The 16,496-nt window shown below is 62.9% G+C and carries 12 protein-coding genes; 7 read left to right on the top strand and 5 right to left on the bottom strand.

The genetic code is table 11. The features are described from left to right. Positions 1 to 7: 7 nt before the first annotated feature. Positions 8 to 913: a tetratricopeptide repeat protein gene (locus OLSU_RS05170; RefSeq protein ID WP_013251894.1), complete on the bottom strand. Its 906-nt coding sequence runs from the start codon at positions 911 to 913 to the stop codon at positions 8 to 10. A gap of 561 nt (positions 914 to 1,474) precedes the next feature. Between OLSU_RS05170 and hpdB the strand changes: the two genes are divergently transcribed. From hpdB to OLSU_RS05145, 5 genes are all read left to right on the top strand, one after another. Beyond that, positions 1,475 to 4,183: a 4-hydroxyphenylacetate decarboxylase large subunit gene (hpdB, locus tag OLSU_RS05165; RefSeq protein WP_013251893.1), complete on the top strand. Its 2,709-nt coding sequence runs from the start codon at positions 1,475 to 1,477 to the stop codon at positions 4,181 to 4,183. A 48-nt stretch (positions 4,184 to 4,231) separates the two neighbouring features. Then, positions 4,232 to 4,492: a 4-hydroxyphenylacetate decarboxylase small subunit gene (gene hpdC, locus OLSU_RS05160; protein WP_013251892.1), complete on the top strand. Its 261-nt coding sequence runs from the start codon at positions 4,232 to 4,234 to the stop codon at positions 4,490 to 4,492. 101 nt (positions 4,493 to 4,593) lie between these two features. Further along, entirely contained in the window at positions 4,594 to 5,538 is a 945-nt protein-coding gene (hpdA, locus tag OLSU_RS05155; protein ID WP_013251891.1) for a 4-hydroxyphenylacetate decarboxylase activase, read from the top strand. Between the two features lie 66 nt (positions 5,539 to 5,604). Further along, positions 5,605 to 6,555, top strand: a complete 951-nt coding sequence (locus OLSU_RS05150; RefSeq protein ID WP_013251890.1) for a hypothetical protein — start codon at positions 5,605 to 5,607, stop codon at positions 6,553 to 6,555. A gap of 45 nt (positions 6,556 to 6,600) precedes the next feature. Further along, positions 6,601 to 7,938 carry an MFS transporter gene (locus tag OLSU_RS05145; protein ID WP_013251889.1) on the top strand — a complete coding sequence of 446 codons (1,338 nt, stop codon included), beginning with the start codon at positions 6,601 to 6,603 and terminating at the stop codon, positions 7,936 to 7,938. A gap of 172 nt (positions 7,939 to 8,110) precedes the next feature. On the opposite strand, the gene OLSU_RS05140 is transcribed toward OLSU_RS05145, so the two are convergent. Continuing rightward, a complete protein-coding gene (locus OLSU_RS05140) occupies positions 8,111 to 9,355 on the bottom strand; it encodes a sensor histidine kinase (protein ID WP_013251888.1) in 1,245 nt (414 codons plus the stop codon). Further along, on the bottom strand, positions 9,352 to 10,047 hold the full coding sequence (locus tag OLSU_RS05135) for a response regulator transcription factor (protein WP_013251887.1): 696 nt from the start codon (positions 10,045 to 10,047) through the stop codon (positions 9,352 to 9,354). Before OLSU_RS05135 ends, OLSU_RS05140 begins: the two co-directional genes overlap by 4 nt. Before the next feature lie 214 nt (positions 10,048 to 10,261). Between OLSU_RS05135 and OLSU_RS05130 the strand changes: the two genes are divergently transcribed. Further along, positions 10,262 to 11,179 (top strand): D-alanyl-D-alanine carboxypeptidase family protein, encoded by a 918-nt coding sequence (locus OLSU_RS05130; RefSeq protein ID WP_013251886.1) that lies wholly within the window; start codon positions 10,262 to 10,264, stop codon positions 11,177 to 11,179. 532 nt (positions 11,180 to 11,711) lie between these two features. Continuing rightward, positions 11,712 to 14,276, top strand: coding sequence for a leucine--tRNA ligase (gene leuS, locus OLSU_RS05125; RefSeq protein WP_013251885.1), 2,565 nt, complete (start codon positions 11,712 to 11,714; stop codon positions 14,274 to 14,276). A gap of 15 nt (positions 14,277 to 14,291) precedes the next feature. On the opposite strand, the gene OLSU_RS05120 is transcribed toward leuS, so the two are convergent. Together OLSU_RS05120 and OLSU_RS05115 are read right to left on the bottom strand one after the other, a co-directional pair. Then, on the bottom strand, positions 14,292 to 15,089 hold the full coding sequence (locus OLSU_RS05120) for a 2-keto-3-deoxygluconate permease (RefSeq protein ID WP_013251884.1): 798 nt from the start codon (positions 15,087 to 15,089) through the stop codon (positions 14,292 to 14,294). Between the two features lie 164 nt (positions 15,090 to 15,253). Continuing rightward, positions 15,254 to 16,009, bottom strand: coding sequence for an SDR family NAD(P)-dependent oxidoreductase (locus OLSU_RS05115; protein WP_013251883.1), 756 nt, complete (start codon positions 16,007 to 16,009; stop codon positions 15,254 to 15,256). Positions 16,010 to 16,496: the final 487 nt, after the last annotated feature.

Genomic DNA, 16,496 nt, shown 5'->3' with positions numbered 1-16,496 from the left:
TGCGACCCTATTCCCAGGCTCTCGCCCTCTCGAGCGACCTCAGCACGATGTGGTTGTCCCCTATGCCAGGCGTCGCGGCAATGTGCCCGAGCTCGTCTTTGATCTGCGCGAGCCGACTGGTGTCGCCCGTCCGGTGGAAGAAGTCCCCTGCGTTGGCAAAGGACACGGCAGCGTCGACAGGGCTCACGGGCGTTGTCCGCATGGCATCGATCTCCTCGAGGTAGACCTCGCGCGCCTCCCCGTCCCTCCCAAGCCGTTCGAGGGCCAGGGCGATGCTGTTGAGGAGCGACACGTAGTGCGCCCGCGGGGCAAGCGCCCCGTCATCATAGAAGGCCTTGGCACGAAGCAGCAGCCCGTAGGCCTCCTCATAGTCTCCCAAGGCCTCGCAGGCGCTCGCGAGGTTGCCAAGGGCTGCTTCCACCTCGTACTCGTGCCCCTCGATGGCCGACACCAGCTCAAGGGCATGCCTGTAGTGCCTGCGGGCGTCCTCTAGACGTCCCATGGTGGAGCAGAGGTGCCCGCGGTAGTTGAGGCAGGCGGCAAACTCGGCCGAACCCTTGTCCTCGAAGCAGGTCTCGGCGATGTCAAGGCAGCGCCCCGCATCCTCGGGCCTGCCCCAAAGGCGATAGAGCTCGCCAAGGTTGCCCATGCAGATGGCATAGTAGTCGCCGCGCCCCACCAGCCGCTCTATCGAGGAGAGGGCGCGCAGGAAGGCCTCTTCGCCCTTCTCGTACATGGCATGTGTGCGGTAGAAGGACCCGAGCTCGTTGGAGACGGTCACGAAGTCAGGTGAGACGGCACCCCGCTCCCGCTCGATCTTGTCAAGCAGCTCGGCAAGATAGGTCTCGAGCCTCTCGGGCTCCCTGCGAAAGCGCTCCCAGGCCTCGTCGATCATCTCGAGGGAATTCGGCACGCCTGTCTCCTTTTCTGACGATGGGCCTCTCAAAGGAAGGCCCCCTGAGTATATACGTGCCGGGGGAGAGGCAATCCAAGCGGTTGCCAGGCGGACGATCGAAGCCCCCTGTGGCGGGGCGGCTGCTCCGAAATGCATCTTAGGAAGTGATCGACGCTTACCGCCCGTCGTTCGAAAAGTACCGTTTAGCGCAGCGAAATAAGCTAATGTGCAAATTTCACTCTGGCAAGTAATCCGAGGCTTTCAAATAAAGAGCAGGCAGATGCCATAAAAATGAATAATGTTTACATTATCTAACTTCAGGCCGTATCAATCTGTGCAATTTGCCCTACATTACGCAAATTTGGGAACGTAGACTGGCAGCCAGTGACGAGAGGGAAATTTAAGTTCTTATTTTATGTATGAAGGGCGGCATGCACGCTGCTCTTTCGAGGTTTTGGGTCAGCCCGTCGGCTGACCGTTGGTGCGTACGATGGCGCCGGACTAGGGGGGTGAAGGGCATGGGACGCCATCGGCATCTTGGCATTTCGTTGCTGGTGCAAGTTTTGAGGGGGTAAGAAAGTGGATAGCAAACAGGCAAAGATCAACGAGATCCTTGAGGACAGGAATCGCTTCCGCTCCTTGGACGTCGACGCCATGGAGGATTACTCCGAGGAGCCCATTCCTGATCCGTCTCCGCGTTTCACCAAGCTCATGGACATCTACTATGTCCTGAAGAACACCATCGACATGGAGTATCCGTACTGGTACAACCGCACTTGGTGGCAGAACGACGGCGACCTTCCCGAGATCCGCCGCGCCAAGTCCGAGGCAGCGGCCCTCTCGCACATGACTCCGACCATCTGGCCGGGTGAGCTCCTCGTCATGAACAAGACCAAGAACTGGCGTGGCGCCTTCTGCTTCCCCTGGGTCGACGCCTCCTTCTTCAACGCCCAGGCCGAGGCCCTTCTCGCCCAGGCCGACGCCCCCGCCCTCTCCGCCGCCGACAGCGTCTCCCAGGTCGGTGCCGGCGGTGGCAACGTCACCAAGTCTTTCGGCAACGTCGTCTCCATCGCCCAGAAGTTCGGTCTGCGCAAGGAGGAGATCCCCGTCCTCGTCAAGGTCGCCCGTTACTGGATGACCAACTCCGTCGAGGTCAAGACCGCCGAGTACTCTGCGATGATCCCTGATTACTACAAGTACAAGAGCTATCGCGACACCGTCCTGGTCATGTTCGACTCCTGGGCCATCCCTCAGGGCCGCGAGGTCATGAACTACTACATGCCTCTCGAGTACGGCTTTGACCGCCTGCTTGAGATGTGCGACGAGAAGATCGCCGATCTCCTGGGCGAGGCTGACAACGGCGACGGCGTCCTCGGCATGAGCCGTGGCTACTACTACATCGCCATGAAGGAGATCATCAAGGGCCTCATCCAGTGGGCCGAGAACTATGCCAAGAGGGCCACCTTCCAGGCTGAGCTCGAGACCGACCCCCAGCAGAAGAAGGATTACGAGGATATCGCTGTCGTGATGCACAACATTGCTCACAAGCAGCCCTCCAGCTTCCGCGAGGCCCTTCAGCTCACCTTCCTGCTCCACCTCGCCGTCGTCAACGAGGACCCCCAGTCCGGTCAGTCCATCGGCCGCATCGGCCAGGTCCTGCAGCCGTTCTACGCCAAGGATCTCCGCGAGGGCAAGATCACCGAGGAAGACGCCATCGAGCTGCTCGAGCTCTACCGCATCAAGATCACCTCGATCGAGTGCTTCGCCTCCTCTGGCGTCACCGGTGGCGTTCTCTCGGGCAACACCTTCAACAACCTTGGCCTTGGTGGCCTGGGCCTTGACGGCCTGACCGCCGTGACCCCGCTCGAGTACCTCATCGTCGAGGCCGGCACGCGCGGCAAGACCACCCAGCCCACGCTCTCCGTCCTCTATGACGAGAAGACCCCCGAGGACTTCCTCATGAAGGCCGCCCGCTGCTGCAAGGGTGGCATGGGCTACCCCGCGTGGATGAACAACCAGACCGGCATGAACTACATGCTCCGCAACTACCACGACGAGGACATGACCGTCGAGGACGCCCGCGCCTGGATGCTCGGCGGCTGCCTCGAGTCCTCTCCCGGGACCTTCCTGCCGCTGCACTATGACGGCAAGGTCACCATGGTTCCTGGTGGCGCTGGTCCCACCGCTGGCACCGGAATCCACTTCACCGGACTGCCCAAGATGCTCGAGCTCGTCCTCACCAACGGACGTGACGTGCGGACCGGCATCCAGGTCTTCGAGCCCCACAACAACAAGCTCGAGACCCTCCAGGACGTCTGGGATGTCTGGAGCGCCTACATGGAGGAGCTCCTCGAGATCTCCAACAGGGTCAACAACATCCAGATGGACATCTGGCGCAAGATCAACCCGCCGACCGTCGCCTCCCTGCTGAAGCCCGACTGCTTCGCCAAGGGCCAGACGCTCTCCAACATGGGCTGCCGCTATAACGCCACCATCAACTTCGAATCCTGCGGCACCGTCACCTTCATCAACGCCATGGCATCGCTGAAGAAGAATGTCTATGACGAGAAGAAGTACACCATCGAGGAGATGACCGACGCCCTCCTCAACAACTTCGGGTTCAAGACCGCCTTCGAGACCGGCGTGTTCTCGCCCGACCATCGCGAGGCCACCGAGGATGCTCCCAAGTACGAGAAGATCTTCTTCGACTGCGTGAACGCCCCCAAGTTCGGCAACGCCGACCCCTACGTCGACAGCCTCATGGTCGACTACGAGATCCTCATGAAGAAGCTTGTCCCGGCCTGCAAGTCCTACATGGGCAAGCCGCTCTACATGTGCCAGATCTCCGTCTCCACGCATGGTCCGCAGGGCGCCATCACCTTGGCCGACGCCGGTGGCCGCCTTGCCGGCACCACCTACTCCGACGGCTCCGTCTCCGCCGCCGCCGCCACCGACAAGAACGGCATCTACGCCGTCTTCGAGTCCGCCACCTGCTATGACCACTCCATGTGCCAGAACGCTCAGATGAACGTCAAGATTCACCCGACGGCCGTCAAGGGCGCCCAGGGCACCCGCAAGCTCCTCGACGTCATCCGTGCCTACATGCGCAAGGGCGGCTTCCATGTGCAGTTCAACATCACCAGTTCCAAGGTGCTGCGCGCTGCCCAGCAGAAGCCCGAGGAGTACCGCGACCTCATGGTCCGCGTCGCAGGCTTCACCCAGTACTGGTGCGAGATCGGCAAGCCCATCCAGGACGAGGTCATCTACCGCACCGAGTACGACCAGTAGGAAGACGCACCCGCATCTGACGCTTACGACGATTGGTTGGTGAACATAATGGCGCACTACAACTACGAGAGCCTGTACTATCTGCCGCTCGACTGCGAGAAGGGCATGGACCTGCGCACCCGGGAGATTATCCCGTACGATGGCGAGGCCGACCCCGAGACCTTCAAGGAGGGCTTCCTCTGCAAGTTCTGCAAGTGCTTCTGTGACCCCGACTCCCACGGCATTGGCGTCTGCAAGGGATTCGACAAGGAGGAGTGGGCCTATGGCGACTGCGGCTCCTTCTCGTGCGAGAAGTTTGCCCGTAACTAGGTAGGCCCCGTCCGACCCTGCCATCGGACTGGTTCCGATGGCAGGGGGCGTCGCTGGTCCTTACCCTTTGTCCATTGCGAGGAACTGCAGGAGCGATTCCCATGAGTGAACAGCTCACTGGCATGGTCTTTGATATCCAGAGCTATTCCGTCCATGACGGACCTGGCTGCCGAACCAACGTCTTCCTCGACGGCTGTCCGCTCGAATGTCGCTGGTGTGCCAACCCGGAGAGTCAGAGGCCCAGGAAGCAGCTTATGTTTGCCGAGCGTACCTGCAAGTGGGACCAGGGGTGTCGGGCATGCCGCGACGCGTGCCCCCACGGATCCCTGGCGGTGTCCGACGAGGCCGGTCCCTCCTTCAACTGGAAGGCCTGCCTCGAGTGCGAGACCATCGAGTGCGTCAACAGCTGTGCCGCCGGCGCCCTCAAGCAGCCGGTTCGCGAGATGACCGTGGACGGGCTCCTTGGGGTCCTCGACCGCGACCGCAGCAACTGGGGCTCTGATGGCGGCGTCACCTTCACCGGTGGCGAGCCGCTCATGCAGTCGGACTTCCTGGTCGAAGTCCTCAAGGGCTGTCGCAAGACCTGGATACACACCGCGATCGAGACCTCCGGCTTTACCTCCACCGAGCGTTTCCTGGAGGTTTTCAAGCGCATCGACTTCGCTTTCGTCGACATGAAGAACATGGACGACGAGGCTCATGTATGGGGTACCGGAGTCAGCAACAAGCAGATCCTCAGGAACATATCTGCCCTGGCCCAGACAAACTGGCCGGGTCGTCTGGTTCTGCGCGTGCCCACCATCGCCGGATACAACGACTCCGACGAGAACGCCAGGCAGGTCATCGACTTCATGAACGAGAACGACCTCTATGAGATCAACCTCCTGAAGTTCCACAGGATGGGCCAGACCAAGTGGGAACAGCTCGGTCTTGAATACGAATACGCCAATAAGGGCGACATGGACGACGAGCGCATGAGCGAGCTCCAGGACATGTATCTCGATGCCGGCATTGCCTGCTACGTTGGCGACGACACTCCGTTCTAGGGCGGAGTGACCCACTAGCCCACTAGGCCGACAGGCCCCGACGGGGACGTGAGGAGATTGATTCCCATGCTCTTTGATCCGACAAGCTTTGCCGCGTCCGTGAACAAGTACACCACCACCGGAGATCCCACCGCTCTGGAAGCCTATCTTCTAGGCGAGATCAAGCGCCTCGAAGACGGTGGGGTCATGACCTGCAGTGGCGCCTCCTGCCCCTGTGGGAAGTCCGAGGAGACCATGCAGAGGGAGGATGACGCCTTCCGTCACAACCTCTACAGCGGCCTGATCAGCTGCGCAAGCGAGCTGGCCAGCCTCTATCGCGGCCTCTCCCTGTGGGACAAGTGCCTCTCCACCTACAAGGAGATCGGCGGGTATCTCGAGCAGGCAGGCCTTCTGGGAACTTTCGCGCAGGTGCGCGTCCAGGTGAACGAGGCCTACGCTCGCATCGATGCCAATGATCTCGAGGGTGCCTCCAAGGTCCTGGACGCCGCCGAGTCCATCGCCGAGAGGACGGACAATGACAAGGACGTGCTCGAGGTGGTGTCCAGGCTCCACGACGCAAGGGCGGTCATCCTTGCCCGCCAGGGTGACGAGGAGGGCGCAAGTGCCGCCGCCAAGAAGTCCGTCGACGCCATGGGCAAGATTGGCCTGGGATCGAGCGAGTTCATATCGATGGTGCTCAACCATGCCGCCACCTTGGCACAGCTTGGGAGTCCCAAGGAAGCCCTGGACTCCGTTGAGGGGCTCCTGGTCGATGGAACCCCCGACGCGCTTCGCGGGGACCTGCTCTATCAGGCGCTGAACCTCAGGGCCATGATCTTCTTCCGCATGGGCAACTTCGTGGCGGCGGCGGACGCCTTCGCCGACCTGATCGACCAGGCACGGCAAAACGGTGCCCTCGAGGACCAGCTGCCAATGCTCTGCATCAACTGCGGCCAGATGTACCAGCGTGCTGGCAACCAGGAGCTCGCCTCCAAGTACAGCTCGCTTGCCGCAGCCCTCTCCTCTGATGGTCGCTAGCTTTACCCAAAGTCACGCAACATTACCAAAGGACAGGTGTTGTCAATGGAAAAGATTTCCAAGGAGACCGCGAAGAGGTTCGGTACCCTTACCGTCATCGCCGCTTGGCTCGCAGTCTTCTGCCTCTTTGGATACCGCTCCTCCTTCTCGATCATGCAGAAGGACCTCATGGGCGCCATGGGTTGGACTTCCACCCAGGCCTCCCTCGGCTACTGCTTCATGATGACCTTCTACGCCATCACCGCCTTCTTCAGTGGCAGGCTCATCGACTCTCGCGGTACCCGTCCCACCTACTTCATCGGTGCCATCTGCTGTTTCCTCGGCTTCTTCCTGACCTCGTTCATACCAGAGGGCGCCCCGTTCGCCTTCCCGGTGTACCTGGTCACCTATGGCATCTTCGCCGGCATCGGCACGGGCATGCTCTGGGTCTCCTCGACCATCTCCTGCCGTAAGTGGTACGTCGGCGCAAAGTACGGCTCCGCCTGGGGTCTCGCCTTCATGGGCGCTCCCATGGCCCAGCTTCTCCTCACCATCGTGATCTCGCCTGTCCTCAAGGACGCCGGTTGGTCCGTGGGCATGAAGATACTGTCCGTCATCATGGCCGTCATGCTCATCGTCGCCGCGCTGGTGGCCAAGCCCATGCCTGACAAGCTGGAGGACGAGGGGGGCAGCCCTGTCAAGCCCTTTGGCTTTGACTCCCTGCCCAAGAAGGCCGCCTCCGCAAAGCCCGCCCGCTCCTGGTCCCTTGGCGAGGCCTTCAGGACCAAGGCCCTGTGGCTCGACATCTTTGCGTTCATGTTTGCCGTCATGGGCGAGTTCCTGATCTGGTCCCAGATCGTCCTGTTCTTCGCCAACAACTTTGGCTGGGACAAGATCTTCCCGATGGAGGGCACGCCACTGCTGGGCACCATCCCCCTGGGCAACCTCATCTACATGCTCATCGGCCTGGCGGGCATCTTTGCCATGCCACTCACGGGAAAGTTCTCTGACAACCTGGTCCGCAAGATGGGTGACGAGCGTCGCGCCCGTAAGATCATGCTCGTCATCGCTCCCGCCTGCGGCATCATTGGCTGCCTGCTCGCCCTCACCGGCAACATCCCCCTGGTCTGCCTCGGCATGATCATCCTTGCCATCTACTGGGGCATCGAGCCTGGTGGTGCGGCCGGCTATGCCGGCACCGTCTTCGGCGGCGCCTCGCTTGGCAAGATCTGGGGCCTTGCCACCCTGATCATCATGGGCATCGGGCCCTCGTTCGGCACGTTCATGGGCGCCTTCCTGCCCAACGCCACCGGCATCCAGTCCTCCACGCTATTCTTTGGCATGGGCGCCTTCGTGGTCTCTCTGCTCTGCGGTGCTCTCCTCCCGACCAAGGTCGAGGAGTGACGACCCGGAATTGACCCAAGCGCCCCTCACGACTCCCAGCCGCAGCCGAGGGTGCGCGGCATAGAGGTGCTCAAAAGGTGTCGGGAAAAAGCTTGACCGCCCCAAAGCCGCCTCCCATTCCCATGTCCAAGGAATGGGAGGCGGTCCAGCCATGTCCAACGGGCTCGTCCCGTCAGGTTCCGTTCTCGGATATCGCGTGCGCCGATGCGACCCTTGCGCCCGGGATGCGGATAGTGAAGGTCGTCTCGCCCAGCTTGCTGGCTGCACGGATGTCACCACCATGGGCCACGACCAGCTCCTTGGCGATGGCAAGGCCCAATCCGGCCCTGCCACGCTCTGCCGGGCGTGCGCCATCCTCGCGATAGAACTTCTCGAAGATCAGTCCCAGGTGTTCGGCCGATATCTCCCTGCCGCAGTCGGTGACGCAGACCACGAGCCCCCCTTCCTTGGTCCGAGCGTCCACGTTGACCGTGGTTCCTGGCGAGGCGAAGGCGATGGCGTTTCTCAGGACGTTAGAGAGCACGCGGGCAAACTTCTCGGGGTCGATGAACCACACGAGCTCGTCCGGTCCGCCGTGGGCGATGGCGACCCCCCTTGCCTGCGAGTCCGGATGAAGCTCCTCCTCCACCTGCCGACACAGGAGCGCGACGTCCGTGTCCTCGCGTTTCAGGGGAATTGACTGCAGGTTGTAGCGGGTCACCTCGAAGAACTCGTCGAGCAGATCGTTCAGCCTGGTCGCGCTGTCATAGCTGATCTGGGCGTAGCGCCCTCGCGCGTCGCTCGGAAGGTCTGGCGTGGATCGCAGGATGTCAAGATAGCCGAGGATGGTCGTGAGAGGCGTCCTGATGTCATGGGCTATGTAGGCGACGAGCTCGTCCTTCCTCTGCTCGGCCATCTTGGCCGCCTTGGCATCTGAGAGGGCCCTCCGTTGGATTCGCAGGAGGTCGCCCTGCGTGAGGGAAAGGTCATCGGACAGCTCTATCTGCCTTTCGGGATCGCCCAGAAGGGATGTGACCCCGTTCGAGAGCTCGTCGAAGTACGAGAAGGAGCGGCGGAGCGTGACAAACAGGAGGGCTACGGCGCCAAGCGTGTATGCGACGGACACGGCGGGCATCTTCAGCTGCTGGAATCGCCGGTAGTCGCTAAGGTCGCGTGCCATGTACCTACCATCCGTCGTCGGCCAGGCGTCGAGTGTCGTGCTTTGGCCCATCGCGTTGATCTGTCGGTAGCGCTCCTGGCTGACCTCGGTCCAATGGGCGCTCTCGGCGATGCCCTCCGCGATCGAGGGAAACACCGAGAGGTTTGCCCAGAGCGCGAGCGCGGCAAACGCCGCCGTGTACACGACGAGTGCAACGAGCATGCGCACGAACGTCTTCCTGAAGAGCTGCTGGGACTGCCGGTTGAGCCTCTGCCTCATTCGCCTGCCTCCAGCCTGCCGTCAGCGACCCTGTATCCGACGCCCCACACGGTCTGGATGGGGTGTGCCGAGGAATCGATGCCGGCCAGCTTGTGCCTCAGGTTCCTGATGTGCACCATGACCGTGTTGTTGGCCGAGGGGAGGTACGCATCGCGCCATACCTCCTCGTATATCATACGGTTCGGTACGGGCCTGCCTGCGTTCCTGAGCAGGAGTTCGAGGATGCCGAACTCCTTTGGGGTGAGCGAGAGTTCCAGGTCGTGCAGGGTGGCCCTATGCGTCAGGGGTTCGAGCGCGATGCCCTGGGCGCAGAGGATGCCGTCGGGCCGGGCGGCCCTGCGTAGCCGCGCCTTCACGCGGGCGATCAGTTCGAACGGCTTGAAGGGCTTGGTGATGTAGTCGTCCGCATCCAGGGAGAAGCCCCTGACCACGTCCATCTCCTCGGACTTTGCCGAGAGGAACAGGACGGGCACCGCCGAGGTCCGTCGAATGCGCCGACAGACCTCCCACCCGTCCAGGCCGGGCATCATGATGTCGAGGATCACGAGGCCATAGCCCCTCTCGGCAAAGCGCTCAAGGGCGCTCTCCCCGTCGTGGCACGCATCGGCATGGATGCCCTCGGCCCCGAGCAGCGTGGTGACGAGGTCCGCAATCTCCCTGCTGTCATCTACAACGAGCACATGTTCGGACATATCGGTTCCTTGTCGGTCTGCGTATTTGCCAATCTGGGTGCGGGCGACCCCAAGGGTCGCTCCTGGCTCCGAGCACCCGCACGGCCCTGATTATCCACGAACTGCCGTGGGGTGGCCCCAATCTTCAGAATGGCTTAAGGGCTTGCTGAGAGATAGTTAAGGGGCAGCTCCTGACAATGGGGATGTCGATGAGGTCCCGTTGGGAGGGGTTGGCATGAGCGTTGGCGCACACTACCGTGGGACGCGTGCAGGGAGAGGCCTTGCGAGAAAGGTCCCCGCCCTCCTCCTGTCGACGGTCGCTCTCGCATGTGCCGCCGGGCCTGCAGTCCTCCAGGAAGGCCGGCGGCCCCTGCATCCCGGTGCCTGGCGGTCGCAGAGCGTCTACGTGTACGACGTGACCGACGACAGGGAGGTCATCAGCGTGAACGGAGACCAGAGGCGCGCCCCCGCCTCGCTCGCGAAGCTCATGACGACGTATGTGGCGCTGCGGCACGTGGACGACCTCTCGTCCTTGGCGCCGGTATCGAGCGAGGCCTACGCACGTGCCGTCACGGGGAACTGCTCCATGGCGGGGTTCGTCCCGGGCGAGCGGACGACCTTCCGGGACCTCATGTATGCGACCATGCTCGTCAGTGGTGGCGAGGCGGCCATGTCCCTGGCCGAGAACGCATGCGGAAGCACCGACGCGTGCGTGGCCGAGATGAACGAGGTGGCAGGGCAGTGGGGCCTCAGGGACACCAGTTACAGGAACGTGGAGGGCTTGGACGCCGAGGGGCAGCACACGACGGCGCGCGACGTCGCCTCGCTTGTCAGGCATGCCCTTGAGGACGGGAACTTTCGCACCCTATTCTGCACGCCGCAGTTCGGCAGCTCTCCCACCACCGCCCATCCGGATGGCGTCCTGCTCGAGAGCACGGTCCTCTCGAAGCTTGGGCGTTACGACACGCGCGGCTTTACCATCTTGGGCGGCAAGTCGGGCACGACGGGCGATGCGGGGCTCTGCTGGGCGACCTTGGCGGAGAAGGGCGGCCACCGCTACATAGTGGTCGTGATGGGCGCTCCGATAGGTGACCTGGACAGCCCCGATGACGGGCAGATTGTCGACACGCTGGACGTCATGAGATCGCTGTAGAGCCCGACTTGGACGATGTGACATGCCTGGCTGGTGCGCATGACAAAAGATGAACGCTGCACCGGGAGACGAGCACGAGAGCTGCTCGCAGGTCGTTTTCCGGAGCCTGTGGACAGCTGGCGAGTTTTTGTGAGTCTGCGGCCGCCCGTTTTCACAGAAGTTGCCCACAGGTCCGCTCTCGAGGACTCGGCGGACGGGTGAGTAATTTTTGTGAAACGTTTTGCAACTACCACTCACAAAAGCTCCCCTGCCGTCCAGCCGACAGCGGCGCATTGCAGCGGCAGCGATACGTTGCAGCTGACAGCGACATGCCGCCTCGCTGGCTATCAGCCGTCCAACCCGTCCACCTACTGCCTGTCACGTGCCTGCGCACATCACTTGCCATCCAAGGCCTGTGGGCGACCGTCGTTTGGCTACTATCTGTGCGCACCCTCTCTCGATCGCCTTGATCGAACGGTGACGTCCCCGTGGCGCATACCTGCTAGAATCATGCGGTCACAAGATGCGACGCATGCAGCGAGGAGCTTCCACCATGAGCGAGGGCAAGACCGACAACAGCAGCTACCCTGCCTACGATGCCGAGGCCATCGAGACCAAGTGGCAGCGCGTCTGGGAGGACGAGGGCCTCTACAAGACCGACGAGGACCCCGCCAAGCCCAAGAGGTATGTGCTCGAGATGTTCCCGTATCCCTCGGGCGACCTGCACATGGGTCACGCGCGCAACTACACCATCGGCGACGCGATGGCCCGCCAGGCCCGCATGCGGGGCTTCGACGTGCTGCACCCCATGGGCTTCGACGCCTTCGGCCTTCCTGCGGAGAACGCCGCCATCAAGCACCACACGCAGGCCTCCAGGTGGACGCACCAGAACATCGCCCAGACGGTCAAGACCATGAGGCGCATGGGCTTCAGCTACGACTACGACCGCATGTTCAACACCTGCGATCCCGAGTACTACAGGTGGGGCCAGTGGATGTTCATCAAGATGTGGGAGAGGGGCCTGGCGTACCGCGCCACGTCCCCCGTCAACTGGTGCCCCACCTGCCAGACGGTCCTTGCCAACGAGCAGGTCGTGGACGGCAGGTGCTGGCGCTGTGGTTCCGTACCCGAGAAGCGCGAGCTCTCCCAGTGGTACCTGCGCATCACCGACTACGCCCAGGAGCTCCTGGGCGACCTCGACCGGCTCGATGGCTGGCCTGAGAACGTCAAGGCCCAGCAGCGCAACTGGATCGGTCGCTCCGAGGGTGCCGAGATCGACTTCGCGCTTGCCGCCGAGGACGGCGTGACGCCCACGGATCGTAAGGTGACGGTCTTCACCACGCGTGCGGACACGCTCTTTGGCGTCTCGTTCATGCTACTGCCGCCGGAGTCCGCGCTTGCGGCGGAGCTGGTTGCGGGCACGCAGTGCGAGGTGGCCTTCAAGGAGCTCAGGGCGGCTACCGAGAAGGTCTCCAGCGTCGAGCGCCAGGGGTCCGAGCGCGAGAAGCACGGCGTGCCCACCGGTCGCTACGTCATCAACCCCGTCAACGGCCGCCCAGTCCCCATCTGGGTCGCCGACTACGTCCTGATGGACTACGGCACCGGTGCGGTCATGGGCGTCCCCTGCGGTGACCAGCGTGACTTCGACTTCGCAAAGAAGTACGGCTTGGAGATCGCCCCCATCATCTGCGAGAAGGACGACCCTCTCTACGCCGAGCTCGGAGACGAGCGCGAGCTGCGCATCCGCTCCGTCGACTGGGACCGCGCCATGGTCGCCGAGGGCTACCTGGTCCAGTCCGGCGAATTCACCGGCCTCAAGGGCGGCAAGCACTCCGAGGCGGTGGACGCGGTCGTCAAATGGCTTGGCGAGCATGGCTGCGGCCGCGAGACGGTGCAGTTCCGCCTGCGCGACTGGCTCATCAGCCGCCAGCGCTACTGGGGCAACCCCATCCCCATGATCCACTGCGATGACTGCGGTGACGTGCCCGTGCCCGAGGAGGACCTGCCGGTGCTCCTGCCCGACGACCTCGACCTGGGGGCAGGGGAGACCCTGGCCGAGTATGCGCCGTTCTATGAGACGACCTGTCCCAGGTGCGGCAGGCCAGCCCGGCGCGTCACAGACACGATGGACACCTTTACCTGCTCCAGCTGGTATTACCTGCGCTACGCCGACCCTCACAACGACAATCTGCCCTTCTCGCGCGAGGCCGCCCGTCGCTGGATGCCCGTCGACAACTACATCGGCGGCATCGAGCATGCCATCCTGCACCTGCTCTACTCGCGCTTCTGGACCAAGGTCATGCGCGACCTGGGCATGCTCGACGTGGACGAGCCCTTCACCAACCTGCTCTGCCAAGGCATGGTCAAGGACGAGCATGGCGACACCATGTCCAAGTCCAAGGGCAATGTCGTGCCGCCCTCCAGCGTCATCGAGCCCTACGGCGCGGACACGATGCGCCTGGCCATCCTGTTCATCGCCCCGCCAGAGAAGGACTTCGACTGGGACCCCGAGGCCGTGGCGGGTGCCAACCGCTTCATCAAGCGCGCCTGGCGCGTTGTCTGGACGCTCGCCCGATCGGCCGACAGGGGCGTAGTCCTCGATGCCGCCGCCCTCGGCCCACAGGCGCGCGAGCTCAACCGCGTCTTGCACGAGATGGGCCTGCGGTGCACGTCAGACTTCGACCGCGGCCAGTTCAACACCGCCATCTCGGCCGTCATGGAACTCGTGAACGCTGCCTCCAAGTACGCCAACGAGGTCTCCGCCGAGAGGCGTGACGGAGCCCTCTGCTGGCGCGTCGCCCACGACATCGTTGCCATGCTCGCACCCATCTGTCCGCACTGGGCCGAGGAGCTCCACCATGAGGCGCTGGGCCTTGCGGGCTCCGTCTACAACGAGCCTTGGCCCTCCTTTGACGCCGAGCAGGCGAAGAGTGACACCATCGAGATTGCCGTCCAGGTCAAGGGCAAGGTCCGCGCACGAATCCAGGTTGCGGCTGACTCCTCCAAGGACGAGCTCGAGGCTGCTGCCCGCGAGGCCGTTTCCAGCCAGATCGAGGGCAAGGACGTGCGCAAGGTCATCGTCGTCCCCGGTCGCCTGGTGAACATCGTCGCCGTGTAAGCTTTGTCAGGTACGTCATTTACCTCGAGCTTGAGGCCCCTGAGGTGATGAAAGGGACCGGACCCGAGAGAACTCTCGGACCCGGTCCCATGCCATAGGGGCGAGGCGAGCCTTATGCACTTGCGGCAGCGAGGACGGCGCCGCCGAACTTCTCGGCGTTGACCGTCGCCATGGCTGCGGGGGTTGCCACGTTGGCGCCCGTGCAGCTCGAGATGGCTGCTCCCGCGACGCCCGTACCCCCGTGAGGCGGTCGGCGCAGACGTTGATGATGGCGCCGCCCACGGAGCAGATGACGCCCAGCAGGATGCCGGGCAGGCCGACATCGGCGATCTGGCCCAGGGTCATGGTCGATCCCATGGCGAAGAAGACGATCATGATGATGCCAGGCAGCGCTGCCGAGAGGGTCTTCTTGAGGCTGGGGAAGGCGTTGCCAAGGATGATGCCCACGATGATCGGTAGCACGGCTCCCAGAAGGCTCCAACCAAGGGGCGCCTGTCCGGCGGCTCCGAGGGCGATCATGGTGACCGGAGGCCCGACGACCAGCGTGGTGATGGCCACGGCACCACGCTCGACCTCGGTGCCATAGTCGCCCATGAGACCGGCGTAGAGCGAGTTGTTGGCTCCCGAGCAGGCGGCGAGGATGACCATGGAGGAGAGGCCCAGCAGGTTGTCACCCAGCGCGAACGCCTGGGGGAAGAAGGTGTTGATGACGCAGGCGCTGAGCAAGGGGACGAGGATGTTGGCCCCGGGAATCTTGCCGAGCTTCTTGAAGAAGCCTCCCCTCTGCTGGAGTACGGCGGTTGCTTCTGGCATGAGGTGATGCCTTTCTGTATGCGGGAAACGGAGGTGGTCGGGCAACCCAGGACGCCGGGGACGCCGCGCGTCTCCCTGGGTCGGCGCCTCCTGGGCGAACCCGTACGAGGATGGGACCCGGAGCCATCTGGTTCCGGGTCCCACAGGGAGATCCGGGATGGGACTTAGCCGTCCATCACGATGCCGCCGTCGCAGTCGCCGATCTCGCCGTTGACGAAGCTGGCAAGGTCGTACGCGAAGAACAGCACCATTTGGGCAGGCTCGGACGGGCATGCGGCGCGACCGAGGGGAATCATACCGATGACCTTGGCGTTCTTCTCGGGGTCATCTTGGAGTGCGGTGGTCATGCCCGTGATGGTGAACGAGGGGCACACGGCGTTGCAGGAGATGCCGTACTCGCCGCCCTCCTTGGCGATTGCCTTGGTGAGGCCGTTGACGCCGGCCTTGGAAGACGCATAGGCCGCGGTGCCCAGAAGGCCGCCGCCGAGCTTGCCGGCCACGGACGAGACGTTGACGATGCGCCCTCCGCCAATCTCCCTGAGGTGGGGGAAGATGGCACTGCACATGGTGAAGGTGCCTGTGAGGTTGATGCCGATGGTGCGGTTCCATTCGGCGTCGTCGATGTCCTCGAAGGGCTTGGCCGAGATGATGCCCGCGACGTTGATGAGGACGTTGATACCCGGGATGTCACTGACGATCCGCCCCACGGTCGAACGGACCTCGTCCGCATCGGCGATGTTGAGTTTGTAGAAGTGGCTGCCCTCGCCCAGGGACGAGACGAACTCCCTGCCGGCTTCCTCGTTGATGTCGGTCACGACGACGTGGCCGCCGCCCTCGACGATGCCCTTGGCGATCTCGCTGCCGATGCCACCGGCTCCGCCGGTGACGATGGCGGTCTTGCCTGTGAAGTCAAACGCCATGCCAGTCCCTTCCCTGTATGCCTGGGCCGGCAGATGGAGGCGTCGGCCCGGGGGGCCTTCAAGTTGAAGCCGAGAATAGCGCTGCGAATTCGATGCTGCGGACGCACATGGCTGTAAGGGGAGACGGCTCTCGCCTTCCCCTAAGCGAAGGGCGACCTTAGTTAACTTTCTTCACACTTACTTCATATCTATACAAGATGTGCGAGAAGAAAACCCGTCTGCCGAATGTATGTGACCGACTGTCGATTTACTGATGCGTTCATATGGACGGAGACGATCGGCCTGCCAGAGATGGAGGGCATCGACGCAAGCGATTGGTGGCTGTCATTGTATGGGCGCACAACAGATGACCTGTGACGCCCTCTTTTTTGTGCCAGGGAATATGAAGGGGTCATGGATCTCTCTGTAAGCTAGCAGCAGCTTGGACCTGCTTGCCACCGGCAGCGGCAGGCAGGGGAGTGCGTGGGAAGCGCACGCTTTGGAGAGG

This window comes from Olsenella uli DSM 7084, assembly GCF_000143845.1.
GTDB classification, from domain to species: domain Bacteria; phylum Actinomycetota; class Coriobacteriia; order Coriobacteriales; family Atopobiaceae; genus Olsenella; species Olsenella uli.
The sequence above is the reverse complement of the archived record's forward strand: the minus strand, read 5'-3'. Positions and strand labels throughout refer to the sequence as shown.

Bases quoted from the DNA above. Each gene is read 5' to 3' on its own strand.
- OLSU_RS05145 (WP_013251889.1), top strand. From the start codon at position 6,601: ATGGAAAAGATTTCCAAGGAGACCGCGAAGAGGTTCGGTACCCTTACC.
- hpdC (WP_013251892.1), top strand. From the start codon at position 4,232: ATGGCGCACTACAACTACGAGAGCCTGTACTATCTGCCGCTCGACTGC.
- leuS (WP_013251885.1), top strand. From the start codon at position 11,712: ATGAGCGAGGGCAAGACCGACAACAGCAGCTACCCTGCCTACGATGCC.
- OLSU_RS05150 (WP_013251890.1), top strand. From the start codon at position 5,605: ATGCTCTTTGATCCGACAAGCTTTGCCGCGTCCGTGAACAAGTACACC.
- OLSU_RS05130 (WP_013251886.1), top strand. From the start codon at position 10,262: ATGAGCGTTGGCGCACACTACCGTGGGACGCGTGCAGGGAGAGGCCTT.
- OLSU_RS05140 (WP_013251888.1), bottom strand. From the start codon at position 9,355: ATGAGGCAGAGGCTCAACCGGCAGTCCCAGCAGCTCTTCAGGAAGACG.
- OLSU_RS05135 (WP_013251887.1), bottom strand. From the start codon at position 10,047: ATGTCCGAACATGTGCTCGTTGTAGATGACAGCAGGGAGATTGCGGAC.
- hpdA (WP_013251891.1), top strand. From the start codon at position 4,594: ATGAGTGAACAGCTCACTGGCATGGTCTTTGATATCCAGAGCTATTCC.
- OLSU_RS05120 (WP_013251884.1), bottom strand. From the start codon at position 15,089: ATGCCAGAAGCAACCGCCGTACTCCAGCAGAGGGGAGGCTTCTTCAAG.
- OLSU_RS05115 (WP_013251883.1), bottom strand. From the start codon at position 16,009: ATGGCGTTTGACTTCACAGGCAAGACCGCCATCGTCACCGGCGGAGCC.